This is a genomic window from Sphingomonas taxi (genome assembly GCF_000764535.1).
GTDB classification, from domain to species: Bacteria; Pseudomonadota; Alphaproteobacteria; order Sphingomonadales; family Sphingomonadaceae; genus Sphingomonas; species Sphingomonas taxi.
Map to the genome: position 1 here is coordinate 2,472,368 of NZ_CP009571.1, position 22,498 is coordinate 2,494,865.

General features: G+C 67.9%; 19 protein-coding genes. 15 read left to right on the forward strand and 4 right to left on the reverse strand.

What is annotated here, in order from left to right; genetic code table 11:
* Window positions 1–201: 201 nt before the first annotated feature.
* A complete protein-coding gene (locus MC45_RS11245) occupies window positions 202–3,621 on the reverse strand; it encodes an autotransporter domain-containing protein (protein ID WP_081974420.1) in 3,420 nt (1,139 codons plus the stop codon).
* Between the two features lie 386 nt (window positions 3,622–4,007).
* Between MC45_RS11245 and MC45_RS11250 the strand changes: the two genes are divergently transcribed.
* Window positions 4,008–5,393, forward strand: a complete 1,386-nt coding sequence (locus MC45_RS11250) for a DEAD/DEAH box helicase (RefSeq protein WP_038663101.1) — start codon at window positions 4,008–4,010, stop codon at window positions 5,391–5,393.
* Window positions 5,394–5,600: 207 nt separating this feature from the next.
* Window positions 5,601–5,867 (forward strand): hypothetical protein, encoded by a 267-nt coding sequence (locus MC45_RS11255; RefSeq protein WP_038663103.1) that lies wholly within the window; start codon window positions 5,601–5,603, stop codon window positions 5,865–5,867.
* Between the two features lie 131 nt (window positions 5,868–5,998).
* On the opposite strand, the gene MC45_RS11260 is transcribed toward MC45_RS11255, so the two are convergent.
* Window positions 5,999–6,778: a crotonase/enoyl-CoA hydratase family protein gene (locus MC45_RS11260; RefSeq protein ID WP_038663105.1), complete on the reverse strand. Its 780-nt coding sequence runs from the start codon at window positions 6,776–6,778 to the stop codon at window positions 5,999–6,001.
* Between the two features lie 181 nt (window positions 6,779–6,959).
* Between MC45_RS11260 and MC45_RS11265 the strand changes: the two genes are divergently transcribed.
* Both MC45_RS11265 and MC45_RS11270 read left to right on the forward strand, forming a co-directional pair.
* Window positions 6,960–7,385 (forward strand): PaaI family thioesterase, encoded by a 426-nt coding sequence (locus MC45_RS11265; protein ID WP_052075633.1) that lies wholly within the window; start codon window positions 6,960–6,962, stop codon window positions 7,383–7,385.
* Window positions 7,382–7,777, forward strand: a complete 396-nt coding sequence (locus MC45_RS11270; protein ID WP_038663107.1) for a PaaI family thioesterase — start codon at window positions 7,382–7,384, stop codon at window positions 7,775–7,777. Before MC45_RS11265 ends, MC45_RS11270 begins: the two co-directional genes overlap by 4 nt.
* A gap of 6 nt (window positions 7,778–7,783) precedes the next feature.
* Here the strand turns inward: MC45_RS11270 and MC45_RS11275 are convergent, their stop codons facing one another.
* Window positions 7,784–8,602: a shikimate 5-dehydrogenase gene (locus MC45_RS11275; protein WP_038663109.1), complete on the reverse strand. Its 819-nt coding sequence runs from the start codon at window positions 8,600–8,602 to the stop codon at window positions 7,784–7,786.
* A gap of 276 nt (window positions 8,603–8,878) precedes the next feature.
* Window positions 8,879–10,021 carry a PQQ-dependent sugar dehydrogenase gene (locus MC45_RS11280; protein WP_038663112.1) on the reverse strand — a complete coding sequence of 381 codons (1,143 nt, stop codon included), beginning with the start codon at window positions 10,019–10,021 and terminating at the stop codon, window positions 8,879–8,881.
* A gap of 163 nt (window positions 10,022–10,184) precedes the next feature.
* On the opposite strand from MC45_RS11280, the gene rimP reads away from it, so the two are divergent.
* The 11 genes from rimP (at window position 10,185) to pnp (ending at window position 22,268) form a co-directional block, all read left to right on the forward strand.
* The gene (gene rimP, locus MC45_RS11285; RefSeq protein ID WP_038663114.1) at window positions 10,185–10,772 is read left to right on the forward strand and encodes a ribosome maturation protein RimP; all 588 of its coding nucleotides are present in this window, start codon (window positions 10,185–10,187) and stop codon (window positions 10,770–10,772) included.
* Window position 10,773: 1 nt separating this feature from the next.
* Entirely contained in the window at window positions 10,774–12,414 is a 1,641-nt protein-coding gene (nusA, locus tag MC45_RS11290; RefSeq protein ID WP_038663117.1) for a transcription termination factor NusA, read from the forward strand.
* Complete coding sequence (locus MC45_RS11295; protein WP_038663118.1) at window positions 12,414–12,653, forward strand: tautomerase family protein; 240 nt, start codon at window positions 12,414–12,416, stop codon at window positions 12,651–12,653. Before nusA ends, MC45_RS11295 begins: the two co-directional genes overlap by 1 nt.
* A 111-nt stretch (window positions 12,654–12,764) precedes the next feature.
* Entirely contained in the window at window positions 12,765–13,499 is a 735-nt protein-coding gene (locus MC45_RS11300) for a DUF448 domain-containing protein (RefSeq protein ID WP_038663120.1), read from the forward strand.
* Window positions 13,496–16,345, forward strand: a complete 2,850-nt coding sequence (gene infB, locus MC45_RS11305) for a translation initiation factor IF-2 (RefSeq protein WP_038663122.1) — start codon at window positions 13,496–13,498, stop codon at window positions 16,343–16,345. The genes MC45_RS11300 and infB overlap by 4 nt, the downstream gene beginning before the upstream one ends.
* A gap of 119 nt (window positions 16,346–16,464) precedes the next feature.
* Window positions 16,465–16,851, forward strand: coding sequence for a 30S ribosome-binding factor RbfA (rbfA, locus tag MC45_RS11310; protein WP_171009497.1), 387 nt, complete (start codon window positions 16,465–16,467; stop codon window positions 16,849–16,851).
* 14 nt (window positions 16,852–16,865) lie between these two features.
* Complete coding sequence (locus tag MC45_RS11315) at window positions 16,866–17,444, forward strand: thymidine kinase (protein WP_038663129.1); 579 nt, start codon at window positions 16,866–16,868, stop codon at window positions 17,442–17,444.
* A 146-nt stretch (window positions 17,445–17,590) separates the two neighbouring features.
* Entirely contained in the window at window positions 17,591–18,280 is a 690-nt protein-coding gene (locus MC45_RS11320) for a site-2 protease family protein (RefSeq protein ID WP_038663132.1), read from the forward strand.
* A gap of 10 nt (window positions 18,281–18,290) precedes the next feature.
* Complete coding sequence (truB, locus tag MC45_RS11325; protein ID WP_038663135.1) at window positions 18,291–19,379, forward strand: tRNA pseudouridine(55) synthase TruB; 1,089 nt, start codon at window positions 18,291–18,293, stop codon at window positions 19,377–19,379.
* A 20-nt stretch (window positions 19,380–19,399) separates the two neighbouring features.
* Window positions 19,400–19,669 carry a 30S ribosomal protein S15 gene (rpsO, locus tag MC45_RS11330; protein WP_038663138.1) on the forward strand — a complete coding sequence of 90 codons (270 nt, stop codon included), beginning with the start codon at window positions 19,400–19,402 and terminating at the stop codon, window positions 19,667–19,669.
* Between the two features lie 211 nt (window positions 19,670–19,880).
* Window positions 19,881–22,268 (forward strand): polyribonucleotide nucleotidyltransferase, encoded by a 2,388-nt coding sequence (pnp, locus tag MC45_RS11335; protein ID WP_038663140.1) that lies wholly within the window; start codon window positions 19,881–19,883, stop codon window positions 22,266–22,268.
* Window positions 22,269–22,498: the final 230 nt, after the last annotated feature.

The following is a 22,498-nucleotide window of genomic DNA, read 5'->3' on the forward strand; positions in this document are numbered from 1 at the left end:
CTCCATCCCAATCGTCATCCCGACGAAAGTCGGGACCCATGGATGCGCCGCCGCCGATGATGCGCGCCTACGCGAGTTCGCCGCCACCATGGGTCCCGGCTTTCGCCGGGATGACGAACGGTGGAGATGACGAATGGGACAAACGACAAGGGCCGCCCTCCCCTGCGGGAGAGCGGCCCCGGTTTTACGTGCGACGATCGATCAGAATTTGAACTTGATCGCGCCGCGATAGGCCTGGTTGCGCACGTCCTTGCGCGCGACGGTGGTGTCGGTGCTGACCGACAGCTCGATCCGGTCGGTGGCATAGGACAGGCCCGCCGCCAGCTCGGCCCAATTCTGGTCCTGGCTCGACAGGCGGAAGCCCGCCGGTGCGGTGCCGCCGATGAAATTGGCGGTGAACACGCCCGGCTGGTCCTTGAAGTCGTGGACGTAATAGGCCGAGGCGAACGGCTTGATCACGTCGCCGCCGGCCAGTTGCAGCCCGGCGCGACCCTGCGCGCTGTCGAGATTGTAGCGGTCGAAGCGCAGCGCGCCGTCGCCGCCGGTCTCCACCGTCGGCGTGAAGCCGATGTGGTTGACCCGCGCCGCGATCCGCGGCCCGATCTGCAAGCCGCCGAAGTCGAACATCTGCCCGAGACCGACCTCCGCCGACACCGCCAGCGCATCGTCGCGGCTGCGCAGCGTCGAGGCGACCGTGGCGATCGCCACGGTACGCCGCGTATACGCCTGGAACACGCCGCCGCTGACCTGCGCGTCGAGCACCTGCCCGCCCGGCGCTTGCAGCTTGCCGAACAGCGTACCCTGGAACAGCTCGCCGCGCGCCGACTGGCCGACGCCGCCGGTGGTGCCGTCGAGCTTGGTATAGCCGAAACCGAAGCCGAGCACGCCGGTGTCGCTGACCTTCGCCTCGATGCCGCTGACAACGTAGAAGCCGTCGAAATTGTCACGGCCACCGAATGGATTGGCATCGCGCAGGCTGCGGCTGTCGCCGTCGACGTACCCGCCGGCGATGAACACGTTGACGTTCTCCGGCAGCACGCCCTCACGCACCGTGGTCGAGGTGGTGTCGCTCGCGGTCGCCTGCGTCACCGGCAGGTCGCTCGCCATCAGCGCGGCGAATTGCAGCGGCTGACCGGTCATCGTCAGCGTCCCCGACAGCGGCTGGCTGGCGTCGATCCCGGCGAGATGCTGGCGGTAGAAGCGCGACATATTCTCGGTCGCGACCGTGCCCATGCCGTATTTGAGCGGCGTGGTGCGCGGCGCGAGCCCTTCCAGCGTCGCACGGATCGTCCCCGCATCCTGAAGATCGAGGATGCCGTACAGACCCGACAGCGCATTGTAGTTGCTCGCGCGGTTGCGATCGAGCAGCCCGGCGAAGGCGGTCTGGATCGGCGTCGCGGCGACGACGCTGGCATAGCTGCCGGCGACGATCCGCGCCTGCACCGCATTCGCCGAATAGACGAATTGCGGGGTCAGGATCGCCGACAGGGCGGAGGGCGACTGGAAGGTGCCGACGACCCCGCCCGCCGCGGTGACGATCGTGTAGAGATCGTTGTAGCGGATCATGTGCCCGGCGACCGGCGCGAAGCCGACGCGGCCGCCGATGCTGGCAACACCGTCGGTCGTGCCGTTGCGCACCACCGCGACGCGGTCCGACGTGCCGTTCGGGCCGACGTCGACCAGCAACGTGCTGCCCGAAGCGAGGATCAGGTTGCCGCCGACGGTCAGCGTGCCGATCGTCCCCATCGTGCCCGGCGCGATGATGCCGGTGGCGCTGGTGAGGAACGGCGTGTTGATCCGGCCGCTTCCGGTGAGCAGGCCGCTCATCAGGAAGTAATCGCCGCGCGTCGACAGCGTGCCGTCGACCTGCACCGCGCCGGTATATTGGTTGACCGCCATCAGGCTGGTCAGCGATCCCGCCGAGGTGATCGCCAGCTTCGCATTGGTGCCGGCGACGCTGAACCGGTCGATCGTCACCGCGGTGTCGAGCGTCGTCGTGCCCGCCGCACTCAGCGTGACGTCATAATACCGCGCGCTGCGCCGCGTCGCCGCATCGGGATCGATGTTGTTCGGCACGAAGTTGGTCGCACCGGGCAGGCCGTTGGCGAGCGTCGCCGCCGGCAGCGCCGCAGCGACCGCGTCGCCGCCGACGGCAGCGGTGGCGTCGGCATCGATCTTGCGCACCGTCGCCTGATCGTTGCCACTGCTCGCGGTGCCGCCCTGTACGCCCGGCTGCGCGGCGGCGACCGGCTGACCGTCGACATAGGTGATCTTGGTCTTCACGTCATAGCATTGGTCGTAGTTGAACGCCGGCTCCTGATCGCAGACCTGACCGAATTTGTTCTCCGTATCGGGGGTGATGCCGAGGCCGGGCGTGGTCGGCACGCCATTGGCGAGCTGGCCGTTGACGATCACCTGATAGGAGGGGTCGAGCGCCGTCACCCAGTGGCTGGCATCGCTCCACTTGCCGTCCCCGGCGACCGTATTGGCGTAGCGATACGGATTGTTGGCGAGGATATAGTCCCAATAGAGATACAGCGGCTGGTAGAAAGCGGTGGTGCCGTAGCCGCCGCGGATCTGGCCGCCGAACGTGTAGCTGCCCGACAGCACGCCGATGATCGTCGCCTTGTTGAACGTCCGGTCGAGGATCAGCGGACCGCCCGAATCGCCGGGGCCGGTCGTCCCCTCGCGGGGCAGCGCCTCGTCCTTGAACAGGTTGTAATCGCCGGGATAGCGGCGGGTCGGATCGTCGAAGTCGGTCTGGTACAGATTGGCGGGCAGGCCGGCGCTGCCGCCGAACAGGCCGAAATAGAAATCGTCGATCGAGCCGAGCAGGCCGACGTAATTCTCCGCGACGCGGCGGCGGTAATCGATCGCGCCGCTGGCGCCGGTCAGGCCGGTGCCGTTGGTGCCGTAGCCGGTCACCGTGACGTGATAGCCGGTGCCGGTCGTGTCGCTGATCGACGCGGGCGCGGGCAGCGGCGAGAAGAGCATCGTCCAGGTCGGCACGTCGGCCGCCGGCGTGTCGAAGGTCGCCAATGCGACATCGGCCTGCAGGAAGTTGTTGGCGAGGCCGAGGTTCAGCGACTGCGCGTTGTAGACGACCTGATTGACGTTGTAGAAATGGTTGGCGGTGCTGGTGCTGTAGTTGCTGCGGAACCAGGCGCGCTGGCCGGCAATCGTGTCCGCCTCGAAGCCGAAGCCGATCGGCAGCTGCCCGGCGCCCTTGCCGTAGTTCCACGGGTTCATCGCGGTCCCGGTCGGGCTTTCGTTGACGCAATGCGCCGCGAACACGACGGTGCGCGGATTGATCAGCGTGCCGGTGCACAGGCCGACGAAGCCGTTCTTCTGGTCGATGATCATCTGGCCGACGCCATTGACGCCCTGGTCGAGGATCGTGCTCGGCGTGCCGGGATTGGAGATGACGACGCTGGGATCGGCCTGCGGCGGCGTCGTCGTCGCCGACCCGCCCTGCATCTCGGCGATCGGCAGGATGCCCTTGAGGCTCATCGAAAGATCCGAAGTCGCGGCCTGGGCCTGGGCGGCGCCCGGCAGCGCGATCAGCGCCGACGAGGCGAGAAGGACGCGACGGGCTGCGCCACGCAATGCTGTATTAGCCATTATCTATTCTAATCCCCTGTTATTCGGCCGATCTTCTCACGGTCACGAATGTCGGGGAGCCTATTGGGGGCCGGGGGCAAGTCAAGGCGGCAGGAAGGTCAACCTTCCATTATAGAATCGGAAATGGTGAAAGTGTTGATCGCGAGCCACACCGATGCCCGTTTCGCCTCCGACTTGACTTTTGCCGCGATGCAGCGCACATGGCGGTCAATCGAGGCGTCATGCAGCGTGAACGGGTTGGCTCTGCCACCCCCGGCTCCGCCTCGGTCGATACGCTCAGGGCTTCCCTATTCACGCGGGGTGTCAGTTTCCCCCGCCCCCTGCGAGCCGTTTCCATGATGGAATCCGGCGCGCGGGTCAGGCCCCGTTTTGAAGGCTCGTTTTACATGTCATTCGCAACCCTCGGCCTCGCCGAGCCGCTCGTCCGCGCGCTCGAAGCCAAAGGCTATACCACCCCGACCCCGATCCAGGCGCAGTCGATCCCGATCCTGCTCGAAGGCGGCGACCTGCTCGGCATCGCGCAGACCGGCACCGGCAAGACCGCCGCGTTCGTGCTGCCGTCGATCCAGCGTCTCACCGAGAACCAGAAGCGCGTGCTGCCGACGCATTGCCGGATGCTCGTCCTCGCCCCCACCCGCGAACTCGCCAGCCAGATCGCCGACAATGCGCGCGGTTACGGCCAGTTCAGCAAGCTGTCGGTCGCGACCGTGTTCGGCGGCACCAGCATCAACAAGAACCGCCAGGACCTCAGCCGCGGAGTCGATATCCTCGTCGCGACGCCGGGCCGGCTGATCGACCTCGTCGAACAGGGCATGTGCAACCTGTCGATGATCGAGATCCTCGTCCTCGACGAAGCCGACCAGATGATGGACCTCGGCTTCATCCACGCGCTCAAGAAGATCGTGCGGATGATCCCGCGCAAGCGCCAGACGCTGTTCTTCTCGGCGACGATGCCGGTGGCGATCCGCGAGCTCGCCAACCAGTTCCTGCACGAGCCGAAGACGGTGTCGGTCGTCCCCGCCTCGACCACCGCGGAGCGCGTCGACCAGTATGTCACCTTCGTCAATCAGGCGGAGAAGCAGGCGCTGCTGACGATCGTGCTGCAGGATCCGACGATCAACCGCGCGCTCGTCTTCACCCGCACCAAGCATGGCGCCGACCGCGTCGTGAAGCTGCTCGCCGGCAACGGCATCGCGGCGAACGCGATCCACGGCAACAAGAGCCAGGGCCAGCGCGAGCGCGCGCTCGGCGAGTTCAAGGACGGCAAGACCAAGGTGCTGGTCGCGACCGATATCGCGGCGCGCGGCATCGACGTCTCGGGCGTCAGCCACGTCATCAACTTCGAGCTGCCCAACGTGGCGGAACAGTACGTCCACCGCATCGGCCGTACCGCGCGCGCCGGGGCGAGCGGCATCGCCGTCGCTTTCTGTGCCGATGACGAGCGTCCGTACCTCAAGGACATCGAGAAGCTGACCCGCCAGAAGGTCGCGGTGCGGCCGCTGCCGGACAATTTCACCGGCCTGTCGAACGAGATCAAGGCGACCCGCGTCAAGGCGATCGGTGCCGATCCCGCGCCGCGCGCCGACCTGCCGCGTGGCCAGCGCCAGCCGGCGCGTCCGCGCGCCACGCATGCGCCGACCGCGACGCGCAACTATGCCAACGCCAGCCGTGGCGGCCAGCGTAGCGGCGGCGGCGGCGGCGGCGGCGGTCGCGGCGGCCGTTCGGGTGGCGGCGGCGGTGGTCGCGGTCAGGGCTCGGGCGCGGCGCGTTAAGGCTCGCGATCGATCTCCCTTCCCCCGTTCGTGCTGAGCTTGTCGAAGCACGGGTGAGACCCATCTGCCCTTCGACAGGCTCAGGGCGAATGGTATCGGGGTTCGCTGATATCGACCGGCCCCGCGGGAGCGATCCTGCGGGGCCGTTGCGTATCCATGGCAACCCGCTGCGATATGAGGCATTCTTCCAGCAGAGGAGATGATGCCATGGACGTATCGACCACCCCGCTGCCCGAACGGATCGCCCGCGTGCTCGCCGGGCAACGGATCAGCGCCAACGCCGGCGGCGACGCCGAGAGCGCCGGCGAACAGGTCGATCTGGCGTGGCGCGACTATCTGGCGGATGCGCGCGCGGTGCTGCGAACGCTGCGCGAGCCGGACCGCAAGATGGCGGCGGCGGGCGATCCCGCGGTGTGGGAGCGGATGGTGCTGGCGGCGATCGAGGAGTCGAAGCCGGAGACCGTGGTCCTCTAAGCGGGACGATCGCGAACGTTCCGCCCCCGCCCTCACCCTATCGCCGGCTGCGCCGGCTCTTCCCTCTCCCGGCGGGAGAGGGAAAAGGCGCGCAGCGCCGCAGGGTGAGGGCGAGGGCGGGACGCCCGCGATCAATCCTCGAACACGGCTGCGCGCTTCGCCATATTGGCGGCGACCGCCTCCATCATGTTGCGCTTGCCGATCACCTTCATCTGCTCTTCGGTCTCGGCCGCCAGCATGTCGCGCGGGTCGGCGTCATGCGCCATGTTGAGCAGCCGCTTCGCACCGCGGATCGCGTGCGGACTGCGCGCCGCGATCGTCCGCGCCAGCGCCAGCGCCTCGGCGAGCGGGTCCGCCGCCAGCCGCGTCACGAAGCCATGCGCCAGCGCCTCCGCCGCATCGAACTCGCGCGCGGTATAGACCAGCTCGCGCAGCACGTCGTCGCGCACCAGCCCGCGCCAGATCGGAAAGCCCGCCATATCGGGCACCAGCCCCCAATGCGTCTCGCGGATCGCGAAGCGCGTGTCGGGTGCGGCGATGCGGATATCGGCCCCCGACATGATCTGGAAACCGCCGCCGAAGGCGACGCCGTGCACCGCGGCGATCACCGGCATCGGCAATTGCCGCCAGCCCCAGGTGACGTGCTGCGGCGGGATCGCGCCCTGCGCATTGCGTGTCGTCGACATGCCCGAGCCGCCCTGCGCCATGCTCGCCATGTCGAGGCCGGCGCAAAAGCCCCTGCCCTCGCCCGACAGGACGACGCAGCGCACGTCGCGCCGTCCGGCGACCGCGTCGATCGTCGCGCCGATCGCGGTGAACATCGCCGGGTCGATCGCATTCATCTTGTCCGCCCGCGCGAGCCGGACGTCGGCGATCCCGTCGGTGACGCTGAGGGTGACGCGGTCGTTCATGGCTCTCTCTCCCGTGGCCCGGCCCCAATCCGTTTGCCCCGAGCCTGTCGAAGGGCGGCGTTCGATCGCGAGCGCGGGCTTCGACAGGCTCAGCCCTAACGGATTGGGGCGGTGGTATATGTCCCACGCTACCGCCACCCCGTGCGTTGCGCTACCGCCGATGGCGTGTAGAGACAAAGCCATGAGCGGCTTCAACATCGACGCCTTCATGGCGCACCGGTTCGGCGGCCATGCCGGGGCGCTGGGCATCGTCTACCATGGCCGTGGCGACGGCTGGGTCGAGCTGGCCCTGCCCTATACCGACGCGCTCGTCGGCGATCCCGACAGCGGCGTGCTCGCCTCGGGGCCGATCATCGCGCTGATGGATATGGCGACGAGCATCGCGGTGTGGGTGGAACGCGACAAATTCGCTCCCCAGGCGACGCTCGACCTGCGCGTCGACTATCTGCGGCCGGCGGTGCCGGGGCGGACGGTGATCGGCCGCGGCGAATGCCTGCGCCTCACCCGCTCGATCGCCTTCGTGCGCGGCATCGCCTATGACGACACCCCCGACGATCCGCTCGCGCATGTCGCGGGCACGTTCATGCTGATGGATGCCAACGCATGACGCCGCCGTCCGTCCTGCCGCCTTATGCCGAGCTGCTCGGCATCTCGCTGACCCCGCGCGACGGCGCCGCACCGACGCTGCTGCTGCCGTTCCGCGATGCGGTGCTCGGACGCCCCGGCTTCCTGCACGGCGGCGCGATCGCGGGGCTGCTCGAAGTGGCGGCGATCGTCTCGCTGCGGCATGCGCTCGCCGAGGAAGGCGGCGGCCGGATCAAGCCGGTCAACGTCACCGTCGACTTCATGCGCGGCGGCCGCGACAAGCCGACGCACGCCGAGGGGATCGTGACCCGGCTCGGCACGCGCATCGCCAACGTCGAGGCGGTGGCGTGGCAGGACGACCGCGCCAAACCGATCGCCAGCGCCCGGATGAACTATCTGATCGTGCGGGATTGATAAGCTTCAGGATCGCGCCACCCGCTCCGCCTCGGCGACCTGCTCTGCGGTCGGCGTGACACCGGTATAGAGCACGAATTGCTCGAGCGCCTGTAGCGTGCCGATCGCGGCGCCGGTGATCACCCGCTTGCCGGCGTCGCGTGCGGCGCGGAGCAGCGGCGTATCGGGTGGCAGCGCCACCGCGTCGAGCACCAGCTCCGCCGCGGCGATCGTCTCGCGGTCGAACGCCAGCGCGTCCGCGTCCGGCCCTTCCATGCCGAGCGGCGTGACGTTGGCGATCAGGCCGGCGGTGCGACCGTCCACCTCCGCCGCCCACTCCCAGCCGACCGACTCGGCCAGCGCGCGACCGGACCGCTCGTTACGGGCGACGATCGTGCCGCGGGTCAGGCCGGCGTCGCGCAGCGCGGTCGCCACCGCCTTGCCCATGCCACCCGAACCGCGCAGCATCGCCGTCGTACCCGCCGCCACGCCGGCCTGTTCGACCAGCGTGCGCACCGCCGAATAATCGGTGTTGTGGCCGGTCAGCCGGCCATCGTCGTTGACGATCGTGTTGACGCTGTCGATCGCCGCCGCCGAGCCTTCGAGCCCGTCGAGCAGCGGGATCACCGCCTCCTTGAACGGCATCGAGATCGCACAGCCGCGAATGCCGAGCGCGCGGATGCCGCCGATCGCCGCGGGCAGATCGGTGGTGGTGAACGCCTTGTAGACATAGTCGAGCCCGAGCAGCTCGTAGAGCCGGTTGTGGAAGCGCGTCCCGAAATTGCTCGGCCGCGCCGACAGCGACATGCACAGCCGCGTATCACGGCCGATCAGGGGTTTGGTCATGGTCGTTCCTTCTCAATTCCTCCCTCGCTTTAGCGGGAGTGCAGGGTCGATCATGCCCCCGGCATGATCTTGGATTGCTGGGGGCAATCCAACCCTGCACTGGGACCGCCCGCGTCAGCGGGTGGTGGAGGGGGCGTTTCCGCATACGGCATGTCTACCGTATCCTCCCCCTCCGTCACGGCTTCGCCGTGCCACAGTGCCGGGTCGGCCATGCCCCCGGCATGACTTTGAACGGCCGGGGGCCGTTCAACCCGGCACTCCCTGGCGGGGGAGGACTTATTTCGCCGTCAGCCGGATCAGCCGCCCCTGCGACTTGCCGCCGTCCTCGATCAGCCAGATCGCGCCGTCCGGCCCCTGATCGACGTCGCGGATGCGCGCGCCCATCGGCCATTGATCGCCCTTCCTCGCATTCTGCCCGTCGAGGTCGACGCGGACCAACGACTGCGACGACAGGCCGCCGATGAAGGCATCGCCCTGCCATTGCGGGAACATCTTGCCCGAATAGATCATCAGCCCGCCCGGTGAGATCACCGGATTCCACCACACCTTGGGCGGTTCGTAGCCGTCGCCCGGCGCGTGATCGGGGATGTCGCGACCGTCGTAATGGCTGCCGTTCGAGGCATTGGGCCAGCCGTAATTGCGACCGGGCATGATGAGATTGACCTCGTCGCCGCCCTTCGGCCCCATCTCCTGCTCCCACAGCCGCCCCTCGCCGTCGAAGGCGAGCCCGAGCAAATTGCGGTGGCCATAACTCCACACCTCGGGCGCGAAGCCCTTGGCGGCGAGCGGGTTGCCCGGCGCCGGCTTGCCGTCGAGCGTCAGCCGCAGCACCTTGCCGAGCGTCGCCTGCGGGTCCTGCGCCGGCGTGAACTTCTGCCGCTCGCCATTGGTGAAGAACAGCGACTGGCCGTCGGGCGAAAAGGCGATGCGCCCCGAATAATGGCCGTCGCCTTCGACGAACGGCCGCGCCTGGAACAGCGCCTCGATCTCGCCGAGCCGGTCGCCGCCGCGGCCGTCGTCGCGCAGCCGGCCGCGCGCCAGCACGACGCCCTTGCCGCCCGCGCCCTTGGTCGAATAGCTGAAATAGATCCGCTTGCTGGTCGCGAAATCGGGTGCGGGAACGACGTCCATCAGCCCGCCCTGCCCCGCCGTGTCGACGGGAAGCGTCGCGATCGTCTGGCGGCGTTTGCCGTCGGGCGACAGCAGGATCATCTGCCCCGCCTTCTCGGTCACCACGATCCGGTCGTCGGGCAGGAAGGCGAGCGCCCAGGGCGAGACGAAATCGGCGACGATCGTCTCGCGGAACGGCTTGGCCGAAGGCGGCGTCTCGCCCGCCTGCGGGCTCCCGTCGGTCGCGGGGGCGTTCCCCGAACAGGCGATGAGGGCGATCGGTAAGGCAGCAAATAGAGCAAGACGCATGATATTCTCCCGGTTGCCGTCTTATACGCACGATGGTCGACGAGGATGCTTGTTTCCATGCGGCGGTAAGCGTATATGACGCCTGCCTTCTCTTACATCGTCAGGTGAAAGAGGCTGCGGGGGACCCCCTCCGCGGCGGCGGACACGCATATCTGGAGCCTGCATGGCGGACATCGCCCACCTCACGCAATTGATCGAACCGGAAGCCCGCGCGCTGGGTTTCGACCTCGTGCGCGTGAAGATGTTCGGCGGCAAGTCCGACCCCACGTTGCAGGTGATGGCCGAGCGCCCCGAGACCGGCCAGCTGACGATCGACGATTGCGCCGATCTGTCGCGCCGCATCTCGGACGTGCTCGATGCGCTGGAAGCCGAGGGCAAGGACCCGATCGAAGACGCCTATCGCCTCGAAGTGTCGTCGCCCGGCATCGACCGGCCGCTCACCCGGCCGCAGGATTATACCAATTGGGCGGGTCACGAGGCGAAGATCACGCTGATCGACAAGATCGACAACCGCAAGATCCTGACCGGCGACCTCGTCGGCATCGATGGTGACAAGGTGACGATCGACGTGCGCGGCTATCAGCCGATGACGGTCGCGCTCGACCAGATCCACGACGCCAAGCTGACGATCACCGACCGCCTGCTCGCGGCCACCGCGCCGCTGTCGAGCGACGGCGCCGACGAATTCGAAGAGGTGTCCGACGACACCGACTCCAACGACAATCATGCCCTTAGCGAAGGACAGAAGTAAGATGGCCACCGTCGCCACCGCCAACCGCGCGGAACTGATCGCGATCGCCAACTCGGTCGCCACCGAAAAGATGATCGACAAGAGCATCGTCATCGAGGCGCTCGAGGAAGCGATCCAGCGCGCCGCCAAGACCCGCTACGGCATCGAGAACGACATCCGCGCCAAGCTCGACCCGAACACCGGCGACCTGCGCCTGTGGCGCGTCGTCGAGGTGGTCGAGGCGGTCGACGATTATTTCAAGCAGGTCGACGTCACCCAGGCGCAGAAGCTTCAGAAGGGCGCGGTCGTCGGCGACTATATCGTCGATCCGCTGCCGCCGATCGAATTCGGCCGCATCCAGGCGCAGGCCTCGAAGCAGATCATCTTCCAGAAGGTCCGCGACGCCGAGCGCGAGCGCCAGTATGAAGAGTTCAAGGATCGCCAGGGCGAGATCATCACCGGCGTCGTCAAGCGCGTCGAGTTCGGCCATGTCGTCGTCGACCTCGGCCGTGCCGAGGGCGTCATCCGCCGCGACCAGCAGATCCCGCGCGAAGTGGTGCGCGTCAACGATCGCATCCGCTCGCTGATCCTCAACGTCCGCCGCGAGAACCGCGGGCCGCAGATCTTCCTCAGCCGCGCGCACCCCGACTTCATGAAGAAGCTGTTCGCGCAGGAAGTGCCCGAGATCTACGACGGCATCATCACCATCCAGGCCGCCGCACGCGACCCGGGCAGCCGCGCCAAGATCGGCGTCATCAGCCGCGATTCGAGCATCGATCCGGTCGGCGCCTGCGTCGGCATGAAGGGCAGCCGCGTCCAGGCCGTGGTGCAGGAGATGCAGGGCGAGAAGATCGACATCATCCCCTGGTCGCCCGATATCGCCACCTTCGTCGTCAACGCGCTACAGCCCGCTTCGGTGAGCCGCGTCGTGATCGACGAGGAAGAGGAGCGGATCGAGGTCGTCGTCCCCGACGACCAGCTCAGCCTCGCGATCGGCCGCCGCGGCCAGAACGTCCGCCTCGCCAGCCAGCTGACCGGCAAGGCGATCGACATCCTCACCGAGCAGGATGCCAGCGAGAAGCGCCAGAAGGAGTTCACCGAGCGGACCGAGATGTTCCAGAACGAACTGGACGTCGACGAGACGCTGGCGCAGCTGCTGGTGGCCGAGGGCTTCGGCGCGCTGGAAGAGGTCGCCTATGTCGAGCTCGACGAGATCGCCGGCATCGAGGGCTTCGACGAGGACCTCGGCCAGGAGCTACAGAGCCGCGCACAGGAAGCGCTCGACCGTCGCGAGGCCGCCAACCGCGAGGAGCGCACCGCGCTCGGCGTCGAGGACGCGCTGATCGACATGCCGTATCTGACCGAAGCGATGCTGGTCACGCTCGGCAAGGCGGGGATCAAGACGCTCGACGATCTCGCCGATCTCGCCACCGACGAACTGGTCGAGAAGAAGCGCGTCGAGCCGCGCCGTCGCAACGAGGACGCCCCCAAGCGCCCCGAGCCGAAGGGCGGCATCCTCGCCGAATATGGCCTGAGCGACGAACAGGGCAATGAGATCATTATGGCCGCGCGCCAGCATTGGTTCGCCGAGGACGAGGCCCCGGCCGCGACCGAGACGGCCGAAGCGGGCGAGGACGCGAAGAGCGAGGCGGAGGAAGGCTGATGCCGTTCGTCTCGATCCGACTGGCGGGCAGCGCGACCCGCGAGCAGAAAGCGGGGATCGTCGCCGACGTGACGACCTCGCTGGTCACGCGGCTGGGCAAGAACCCGGCCGCGGTGCAGGTCGTGATCGAGGAGGTCTCGACGGAGAATTACGGCGCCGGCGGCCAGCTGATCGCCGACCGCGACGCCGCCCCTGCCGCGCCATCGAGGGAGGACGCGCATGCGGTTCCCTCACAATGAGGCGCTAGGGCTCCAGCAGGTTCGCGACGGGCGACGCGACTCGCGGGTGACCGCGGGGACGCGTGCGCCTGCTATGGCTCTCGGTGTGAACTCCACCGCGGGGGGCGGCGCATGACCGATCCCGTCCGCAAGTGCATCCTGACGCAGGATCGTGACGAACGCGACAATCTCGTCCGGCTGGCGATCGCGCCCGATGGGCAGGTGCTGCCCGACGTACGCGCCAAGGCGCCCGGCCGCGGGGCGTGGATCGGCGTCACCCGCGCCGACCTCGAAGAGGCGATCGCCAAGAAGAAGCTGCGCGGCGCACTCGCGCGTGCCTTCAAGGGCGCCGAGCTGGTCATCCCCGATGATCTGCCCGCGCGGATCGCCACCGCACTCGAACGCAACGCGCTCGACCGGCTCGGGCTCGAATCACGCTCGGGCACGCTGCTGACCGGCTCGGAGAAGATCGAGGCGGCGGCGCGCGCGGGGCAGCTCCATGCGCTCTATCATGCGGCGGATGCCGGCACCGACGGCAACCGCAAGCTCGACCAAGCGTGGCGGATCGGCTCGGACCGCGAGGGATCGACGCTGAGGGGCTTGGTTTTGCCGATGCCCCGCCCCATATTGTCGTTGGCGCTGGGCCGCGAGAATGTGGTACACATCGGCCTGACCGACCGCGCTGCCGCCGCGCGGGTGAGCGATGCGCTCGACCGCTGGCTGCATTTTATCGGACCTGAAACCCCTCCCGTGCCTTGCGAAACGGCCTCGCAAGGCGCATCGGCGCCCGGACTTCCCCCTGTATTTCCGGGGGATGTATCCGACGGGCTGCGACCGGCCGTAGACGTGAACGAGGAATTTGAGTGAGCGACACCGACAACGATAAGCCGAAACTTGGCATGCGCGCGCCTTTGGGGCTGAAGCGCACGGTCGAGACCGGCCAGGTGAAGCAAAGCTTCAGCCACGGCCGGTCCAATACGGTGATCGTGGAGACGAAGAAGCGGCGCGTTCTCGGCCGTCCGGGCGAGGCGCAGGCCGCGCCCGAACCGCAGGTCGAGGCGCCCGTCGCCGCGCCTGCTCCGGCGCCCGCCCCCGCCCCTGCTCCACGTCCGGCGCCGTCGAACGAGACGCCGCAGGAGCGTCAGGCGCGCATGCTGCGCGAGGCCGAGGACCAGCGCATGCACGCGCTGGAGGATGCGCGCCGTCGCGAGGAAGCCGCGCGTGCGCAGGCTGCCGAGGACGAACGCGCCCGCGCCGCCGAGAAGGCCGCCGCCGCTGCTGCTCCGGCACCGACGCCCGCTCCCGAGCCGACGCCGGAACCGGTCGCCGCACCGGCACCCGCCCCGGCTGCACCGCAGGTCGCCGCACCCGTCGTACCGACCCCCGCCGGCCGTGGCTTCCGCCCGGTCGAGCGCGTCGTGCCGCCGGCACCGGTCGAGGCGCCCGCGCCTGTCGCCGCACCGACGCCGGCGCCCGTTCCGGCACCTGCACCTGCACCTGCGCCGGTCGAGGCCGCTGCGCCCGCTCCGGCACCGGCCCCCGCGCCGGCCCCGGCGCCCGCACCGATCGTCGGTTTCGGCCGCGATCCGTCGCTGCCCGCACCGCGTCGGTTCTCGCCGGTCGCCCGCCCGGAAATTCCCAAGCCGCAGCCCAAGCCTGCACCGGCCCCTGCGGCCGCGCCGGCTGCTGCCGCGACGACCGCGACGGGCACTGCCGGTGGCGCCGGCGGCGCTGCGTCGCGCAACCTGCCTTCGGGTCAGGCGACGCCGCGCAACGCACCGCCAAGCCGGCCGACGCAGCGTGACCGCAAGGGCGACGAGCGTCGCGGCGGCAAGCTGACCGTCAACCGCGCGCTCGGCGACGATGGTGCGCGTTCGCGCAGCCTCGCCGCGCTCAAGCGTGCGCGTGAAAAGGAAAAGCGTCACTTCGGCGGCCCGCGCGAACAGCAGGCCAAACAGATCCGCGACGTCCAGGTGCCCGAGGCGATCACCGTCCAGGAACTCGCCAACCGTATGGCGGAGAAGGGCGCAGATCTGGTCAAGACGTTGTTCAAGATGGGCATGCCCGTCACGATGACGCAGACGATCGATCAGGATACCGCCGAGCTGCTGGTGACTGAATTCGGCCACAACATCGTCCGCGTCAGCGACAGCGACATCGATCTGGCGCTCGACACCGGCGAGGATTCGACCGAGTCGCTCAAGCCGCGTCCGCCGGTGGTGACGATCATGGGTCACGTCGACCACGGCAAGACGAGCCTGCTCGACGCGCTGCGCGGCACCGACGTGGTGCGCGGCGAGGCCGGCGGCATCACGCAGCATATCGGCGCCTATCAGGTCACGCTGAAGGACAAGTCGAAGGTCACGTTCCTCGATACGCCGGGCCACGAGGCGTTCACGCAGATGCGTGCCCGCGGTGCCGACGTCACCGACATCGTGGTGCTGGTGGTCGCGGCCGACGACGGGCTGATGCCGCAGACGATCGAGGCGATCAACCACACCAAGGCGGCCGGCGTGCCGATGATCGTGGCGATCAACAAGATCGACAAATATGAGGCGAATGCCCAGCGCGTGCGCGAGCGTCTGCTTGAACACGAGGTGGTGGTCGAGGAAATGGGCGGCGACGTCCAAGACGTCGAGGTCTCCGCGCTCAAGAAGACCGGGCTCGACACGCTGATCGAGAAGATCCAGCTCCAGGCCGAACTGCTCGAACTGCGCGCCAATCCGGATCGCGCCGCCGAGGGTACGGTGATCGAAGCGAAGCTCGACAAGGGCCGTGGCCCCGTGGCGACGATCCTCGTCAACCGCGGCACGCTGAAGGTCGGCGACGTCTTCGTCATCGGCGCGGAGAGCGGCAAGGTCCGTGCGCTGATCGACGACAAGGGCCGTCAGGTGAAGGAAGCCGGCCCGGCGATGCCGGTCGAGGTGCTCGGCATGACCGGCGTTCCCTCGGCAGGCGATCCGTTGCAGGTCGTTGAGAGCGAGGCACGTGCCCGCGAGGTCGCCGAATATCGCCAGAGCGTGCTGACGCAGAAGCGCACCACGACGGCGCCGGCGAGCCTCGAGAGCATGTTCTCGGCGCTCAAGGCCAATGCCGCGATCGAATATCCGCTGGTGGTCAAGGCCGACACCCAGGGGACGGTCGAGGCGATCGTCGCGTCGATCAACAAGATCTCGACCGATCTCATCAAGGCGCGGGTGCTGCACTCGGGCGTCGGTGGCATTACCGAGAGCGACGTGACGCTGGCCGGGGCCTCGGGCGCGCCGATCATCGGCTTCAACGTCCGCGCCAATGCCAAGGCCCGCGAGATCGCCGATCGGCAGAAGGTGGCGTTGAAATATTACGACGTCATCTACGACCTGATCGACGAGATCCGCGCCGGCATGGCGGGCGAGCTCGGGCCGGAAGCGTTCGAGACTGTGGTGGGCCGGGCGGAGATCCGCGACGTCTTCTCGGCGGGCAAGCACGGCAAGGCGGCCGGTCTGCTCGTGGTCGACGGCGTCATCCGCAAGGCGCTCAAGGCGCGCATCACGCGCAACGACGTCATCATCTATCAGGGTGAGATCGCGTCGCTGCGCCGCTTCAAGGACGATGTCGCCGAAGTGCGCGCCGGTCTGGAATGCGGTGTGACGTTCACGCAGAATTTCGTCGACATCAAGCCCGGCGACTTCCTCGAGACGTTCGAAGTCGAGATGCGCGAACGCACCCTCTAAACCATGTCCCTCTCCCATCCGGGAGAGGGAGGGCGCTGCCGCAGGCGGCGGACGGGTGAAGGCGGCACGCCTCCTGCCCTCACCCTCCCTCTCCCGCCGGGAGGGGGGTAAAAGGCATCATGAACAAAGATCCCCAGGATAAATCGGTCCGCGCGCTGCGCATCGGCGAACAGGTCCGCCACGTGCTGTCGGAGATCCTCCAGCGCGGCGACGTCCACGACGAGACGCTGGCCAAGCACATGGTCTCGATCACCGAGGTCCGCATGTCCTCCGACCTGCGCCACGCGACGGTGTTCGTGAAGCCGCTGCTCGGCAAGGACGAGGAACAGGTGCTCAAAGCGCTGCGGACCAACACCGCCTATCTGCAGCGCGAGGTCGCGCATCGCATCCAGACCAAATATGCCGCCAAGCTCAAGTTCCTGAGCGACGAGAGCTTCGACGAGGGCAGCCATATCGACGCGCTGCTCCGCAAGCCCGAGGTGGCGCGCGATCTGGGCGAGGATTGACGGGGCTTTAGTCGGTGGCCAAGCTCTATTTCTACTACGCCTCGATGAATGCGGGCAAGTCGACGACGCTGTTGCAGGCGGACTTCAACTATCGCGAGCGGGGCATGAACACGATGCTGTTCACCGCTGCGGTGGACGATCGTTTCGCGGCGGGGACGATCACCAGCCGGATCGGGCTCGAGGCGCCCGCGACGCCCTTCGATGTGGCCACCGACCTCGCCGCCTGCGTCGCCGAGCGGCAGGCGCGCGAGCCGCTCGCCTGCGTGCTGGTCGACGAGGCGCAATTCCTCTCCGCCGGGCAGGTCGCGCAATTGGCGCGAATCTGCGACGTGCTCAACGTGCCGGTGCTTGCCTATGGACTGCGCACCGATTTCCAGGGGCGGTTGTTCGAGGGATCGGCGCGGCTGCTCGCGATCGCGGATGCGCTGATCGAGATCAAATCGGTGTGCGTGTGCGGGCGCAAGGCGATCATGAACCTGCGCGTCGATGCGCAAGGTCGTGCGATCGCCGAGGGCGCGCAGACCGAGATCGGCGGCAACGACCTTTATGTCGCGCTATGCCGCCGGCATTTCAGCGAGGCATTGGGGTCCTAGCCGCCGTCCTCACCCTTCCCACCGCCTGCGGCGGCGGGCCCCTTCCCTCTCCCGCCGGGAGAGGGAGAGACGGCGGAGCCGGCGATGGGTGAGGGTGAGCGCGACGCACTCTGGCGCGGCGCCCTGCCCCACGCCATATCGCGCGCATGAACCCCGAGAACATCGTCTATCGCACCGCCGTCTGGATCATCCCGCTGGTGATCGCGATCGTCTTCCACGAGGTCGCGCATGGCTGGATGGCGAAATGGCTCGGCGATCCGACCGCGCAGGAACAGCGTCGGCTGAGCTTCAACCCGATCCGCCACGTCGATCCGGTCGGTACATTGATCCTGCCGCTCGGCCTCGCCATCGCCGGCGCGCCGGTGTTCGGCTGGGCCAAGCCGGTGCCGGTGATCGCGCAGCGGCTGCGCAACCCGCGCTGGGGCATGGTCGCGGTGGCGCTCGCCGGGCCGGGGATGAACCTCGCGCTCGCGACGCTGACCGCGATCGCGATCGGTGTCATCGGCGCGACCGCGGGCGGCACTGCGCCGGTCGGTATCGCCGCTTTCGTGCTCGCCAATCTCGTCAACTTCCTGCTGGTCAACGTCTTCCTCGCGATCTTCAACCTGCTGCCGATGCCGCCCTTCGATGGCGGCCATGTCGTCGAGGGGCTGCTGCCGCGGCCGCTCGCCGCGCAATATGCCAAGATCGGGCGGTTCGGCTTTCTGCTGCTGATCCTCGTGCTGGTCGTGCTGCCGATGGTCTTCCCCGGCGCCGATCTGGTCGGGCGCGTCGTCGGGCCGCCGGCGCAAGCGGTGATCGGCTGGTTCCTGGCCTTGGCGACTGCAATCGCCTAACGGCCGCGCGATGCACGGTTGGATCATCATCGACAAGCCTTTGGGGCTGGGCAGCACGCAGGTCGTCTCCGCGGTCAAGCGCGCGCTGCGGCAGGGCGGCTATGGCAAGTTCAAGGTCGGCCACGGCGGCACGCTCGATCCGCTGGCGACCGGGGTTCTGCCGGTCGCGGTGGGCGAGGCGACCAAGCTCGCCGGGCGAATGCTCGACAGCGACAAGGTCTACGATTTCACGATCCGCTTCGGCGAGCAGACCGATACGCTCGATGCGGAGGGGACGGTGATCGCGACCTCCGACGTGCGGCCGACCGCGGCGCAGGTCGCGGCGGTGCTGCCGCGCTTCACCGGGCCGATCACGCAGGTGCCGCCGGCCTATTCGGCGCTCAAGGTCGACGGCGCGCGGGCGTACGACTTGGCGCGGGCCGGGGAAGAGGTGGTGCTGGCGGGGCGGCAGGTGACGATCCACGCGCTATATTCCTCCCCGCAAACCATCTATTCCTCCCCCGCAAGGGGGAGGTGGCAGGCCGAAGGCCTGACGGAGGGGGAGGATACGGCGACCTCCGCGTCTGTGGAAACGCCCCCTCCACCACTCGCCTGCGGCGAGCGGTCCCCAGCGCAGGGTTGGATTGCCCCCGGCAATCCAAGATCATGCCGGGGGCATGATCGACCCTGCGCTCCCGCTGACGCGAGGGAGGAATTGGGGGAGATCACCCTTACCGCGCACGTCTCCAAGGGCACCTATATCCGCTCCCTCGCGCGCGACATCGCGCTGGCGCTCGGCACGGTCGGTCACGTCACCATGCTCCGCCGCACCAAGGCGGGGCCGTTCGACCTCGCCCCCGCGATATCGCTGGACAAATTGGCCGAAGCCGGTATGGCGCGCAGCCTTGAACAGATAATCCTGCCATTGAGGGCGGGGCTGGACGACATCCCGGCTCTATCCCTCACGCCCGAACAGGCAGGGGCGCTCCGCCAGGGGCGCGTTCTGAGCGGGATCGCCGGGGACGATGGCCAATATTTCGCGTGTGACGGGGATATCCCGGTCGCGCTGATAGAGGTCGAGGCCGCAGAGGCCCGCGTCGTCCGTGGCTTCAACCTTTGAACGATGTCGAGGACTGACACATGACCATTACCGCAGAGCGCAAGGCCGAAGTCGTCAAGGAACATGCGCGCCAGGAAGGCGACACCGGTTCGCCGGAAGTCCAGGTCGCGATCCTGTCGGAGCGCATCAAGAACCTGACCGAGCATTTCAAGGGTCACAAGAAGGACAACCATTCGCGCCGCGGGCTGCTGATGATGGTCAACAAGCGGCGCTCGCTGCTCGACTATCTCCGCAAGACCGACGGGCAGCGGTACCTCGACCTGATCGCGAAGCTCGGCCTTCGCAAGTAACGATGAGGGCGGCCTTCGGGTCGCCCTTTTCATATGTCCGTGCTACAGGCGGACATCACGCATTCACGAATACCGGCATGAGCCGGGTAGCGGAGACGGGCAATTCGGCCCCGATCCACGGGAGCGACAAGACGCTCCATACCGACGCGGGCCGGCTAGCCCGCGAGACAGGCCCCCCGCAGCATCTGGCTCGGGGAGTGAAGGAAAATACATGTTCAATGCCAAGAAGGTATCGATCGAGTGGGGCGGCCAGACGCTGACCCTCGAAACGGGCAAGGTTGCCCGCCAGGCCGACGGCGCGGTGATCGCGACGCTCGGCGAGACGGTCGTGCTCTGCGCCGTCACCGCGGCGAAGTCGGTGAAGGAAGGCCAGGATTTCTTCCCGCTGACCGTCCATTATCAGGAGAAATTCTCCGCCAGCGGCCGCATCCCCGGCGGCTTCTTCAAGCGCGAGCGCGGCGCCACCGAGCGTGAGACGCTGGTCAGCCGCCTGATCGACCGTCCGATTCGCCCGCTGTTCCCCGAGGGCTTCTACAACGAGATCAACTGCATCGCGCAGGTGCTCAGCTATGACGGCGAGAATGAGCCCGATCTGCTGGCGATGATCGCCGCCTCGGCGGCGATGACGCTGTCGGGCGTGCCTTTCATGGGCCCGATCGGCGCGGCGCGCGTCGGCTACAAGGACGGCGAATATCAGCTCAATCCGTCGGACGCCGAAGTCGCCACCGGCGACCTCGACCTGATGGTCGCGGCGACGCACGACGCGGTGATGATGGTCGAGTCCGAAGCCAACGAGCTGTCGGAAGACGTCATGCTCGGCGCCGTGATGTTCGCGCATCGCGCGTCGCAGCAGGTCATCGACGCGATCATCAAGCTCGCCGAACAGGCCGCCAAGGAGCCCTGGGAACTGAAGGTCCAGGACGACAGCGCCGGCGTGAAGGCCAAGCTCAAGAAGCTGATCGGCAAGGACCTCGAGGCGGCGTACAAGCTGACCGACAAGCAGGCCCGCCAGACCGCGATCAACGAAGCCCGTGCGAAAGCACGTGAAGGCATGGCCGACCTCAAGGACAGCGATCCCCAGGCCTATCTCGCCAGCCTCAAGCTGGTGAAGAAGCTGGAGGCGGACATCGTCCGCACCGCGATCCTCAAGACCGGCCGCCGCATCGACGGTCGCGACACCAAGACGGTCCGTCCGATCGAGGCAGAAGTACACTTCCTGCCGCGCGCGCACGGTTCGGCGCTGTTCACGCGTGGCGAGACGCAGACGATCGCGACCACCACGCTCGGCACCCGCGACGCGGAGCAGATGATCGACGGCCTCGGTGGCCTGTCGTACCAGAATTTCATGCTCCACTATAACTTCCCGCCCTACTCGGTCGGTGAAGTCGGCCGCTTCGGTGCGCCGGGTCGTCGCGAGGTCGGTCACGGCAAGCTCGCATGGCGCGCGCTGCGTCCGGTGCTGCCGACCAAGGAGGAATTCCCCTACACGATCCGCGTCACCAGCGACATCACGGAGAGCAACGGCTCGTCGTCGATGGCGACGGTGTGTGGCGGTTCGCTGTCGATGATGGATGCCGGCGTGCCGCTGAAGCGCCCGGTGTCGGGCATCGCGATGGGTCTGATCCTCGAAGGCAAGGACTTCGCCGTCCTGTCGGACATCCTCGGCGACGAGGATCACCTCGGCGACATGGACTTCAAGGTGGCCGGCACGAGCGAGGGCATCACCTCGCTGCAGATGGACATCAAGATCGCCGGCATCACCGAAGAGATCATGAAGGTCGCGCTGGCACAGGCGCATGAGGGCCGCGCGCACATCCTCGGCGAGATGGCCAAGGCGCTGGGCGAGACCCGCTCGGAGCTGTCGGCGCACGCACCGCGCATCGAGACCTTCTCGATCGACAAGTCGAAGATCCGCGAAGTCATCGGCACCGGCGGCAAGGTGATCCGCGAGATCGTCGCGCAGACCGGCGCCAAGGTCGACATCGACGACGAGGGCGTCATCAAGGTCTCGTCGTCCGATCCGGCGCAGATCGAAGCCGCGATCAAGTGGATCAAGGGCCTCGTCGAGGAAGCGGAAGTCGGCAAGGTCTATGACGGCAAGGTCGTCAACCTCGTCGATTTCGGCGCCTTCGTGAACTTCATGGGCGGCAAGGACGGTCTCGTCCACGTCTCGGAGATCAAGAACGAGCGCGTCGAAAAGGTCTCGGACGTCCTCTCGGAAGGCCAGGCCGTCAAGGTCAAGGTCCTTGAGATCGATCCGCGCGGCAAGGTCCGCCTGTCGATGCGCGTCGTCGATCAGGAAACCGGCGCCGAGCTGGAGGACACGCGTCCGGCACGTGAGCCCCGCGAAGGCGGCGACCGTGGCCCGCGCGGTCCGCGCAGCGGCGGCGGCGATCGTGACGGCGGTGGCCGTGGCGACCGTGGCCCGCGTCGCGACGGCGGCGGACGTGACGGCGGTGGCCGTGGTCCGCGTCGCGACGGCGGCGACCGTGGTCCCCGCGGCGAGGGCGGCGATCGCGGTCCGCGCAACGGCGGCGGCAACGACGACGGCCCCGCGCCCGAGTTCGCGCCGGCGTTCCTGACCGAAACGCGCGACTGATCCTGCGGATCGACGTGAGCAAGAGGGGTTCGGCAGCGATGCCGGACCCCTTTTTCGTGGCATTCCGCCGTGTTCCCCAGCCCACCCCGTCACTCAGGAACAAGTCGAGACCGCTGCGAACTCCCCCAGTGCTCCTGCGAAAGCAGGAGCCCAGGAGTCTCCGAACGCCATAAGACGTTGTTTTGCTTGGCTCTGGGCTTCTGCGTTCGCAGGAGCACTGCGCTGGCTTT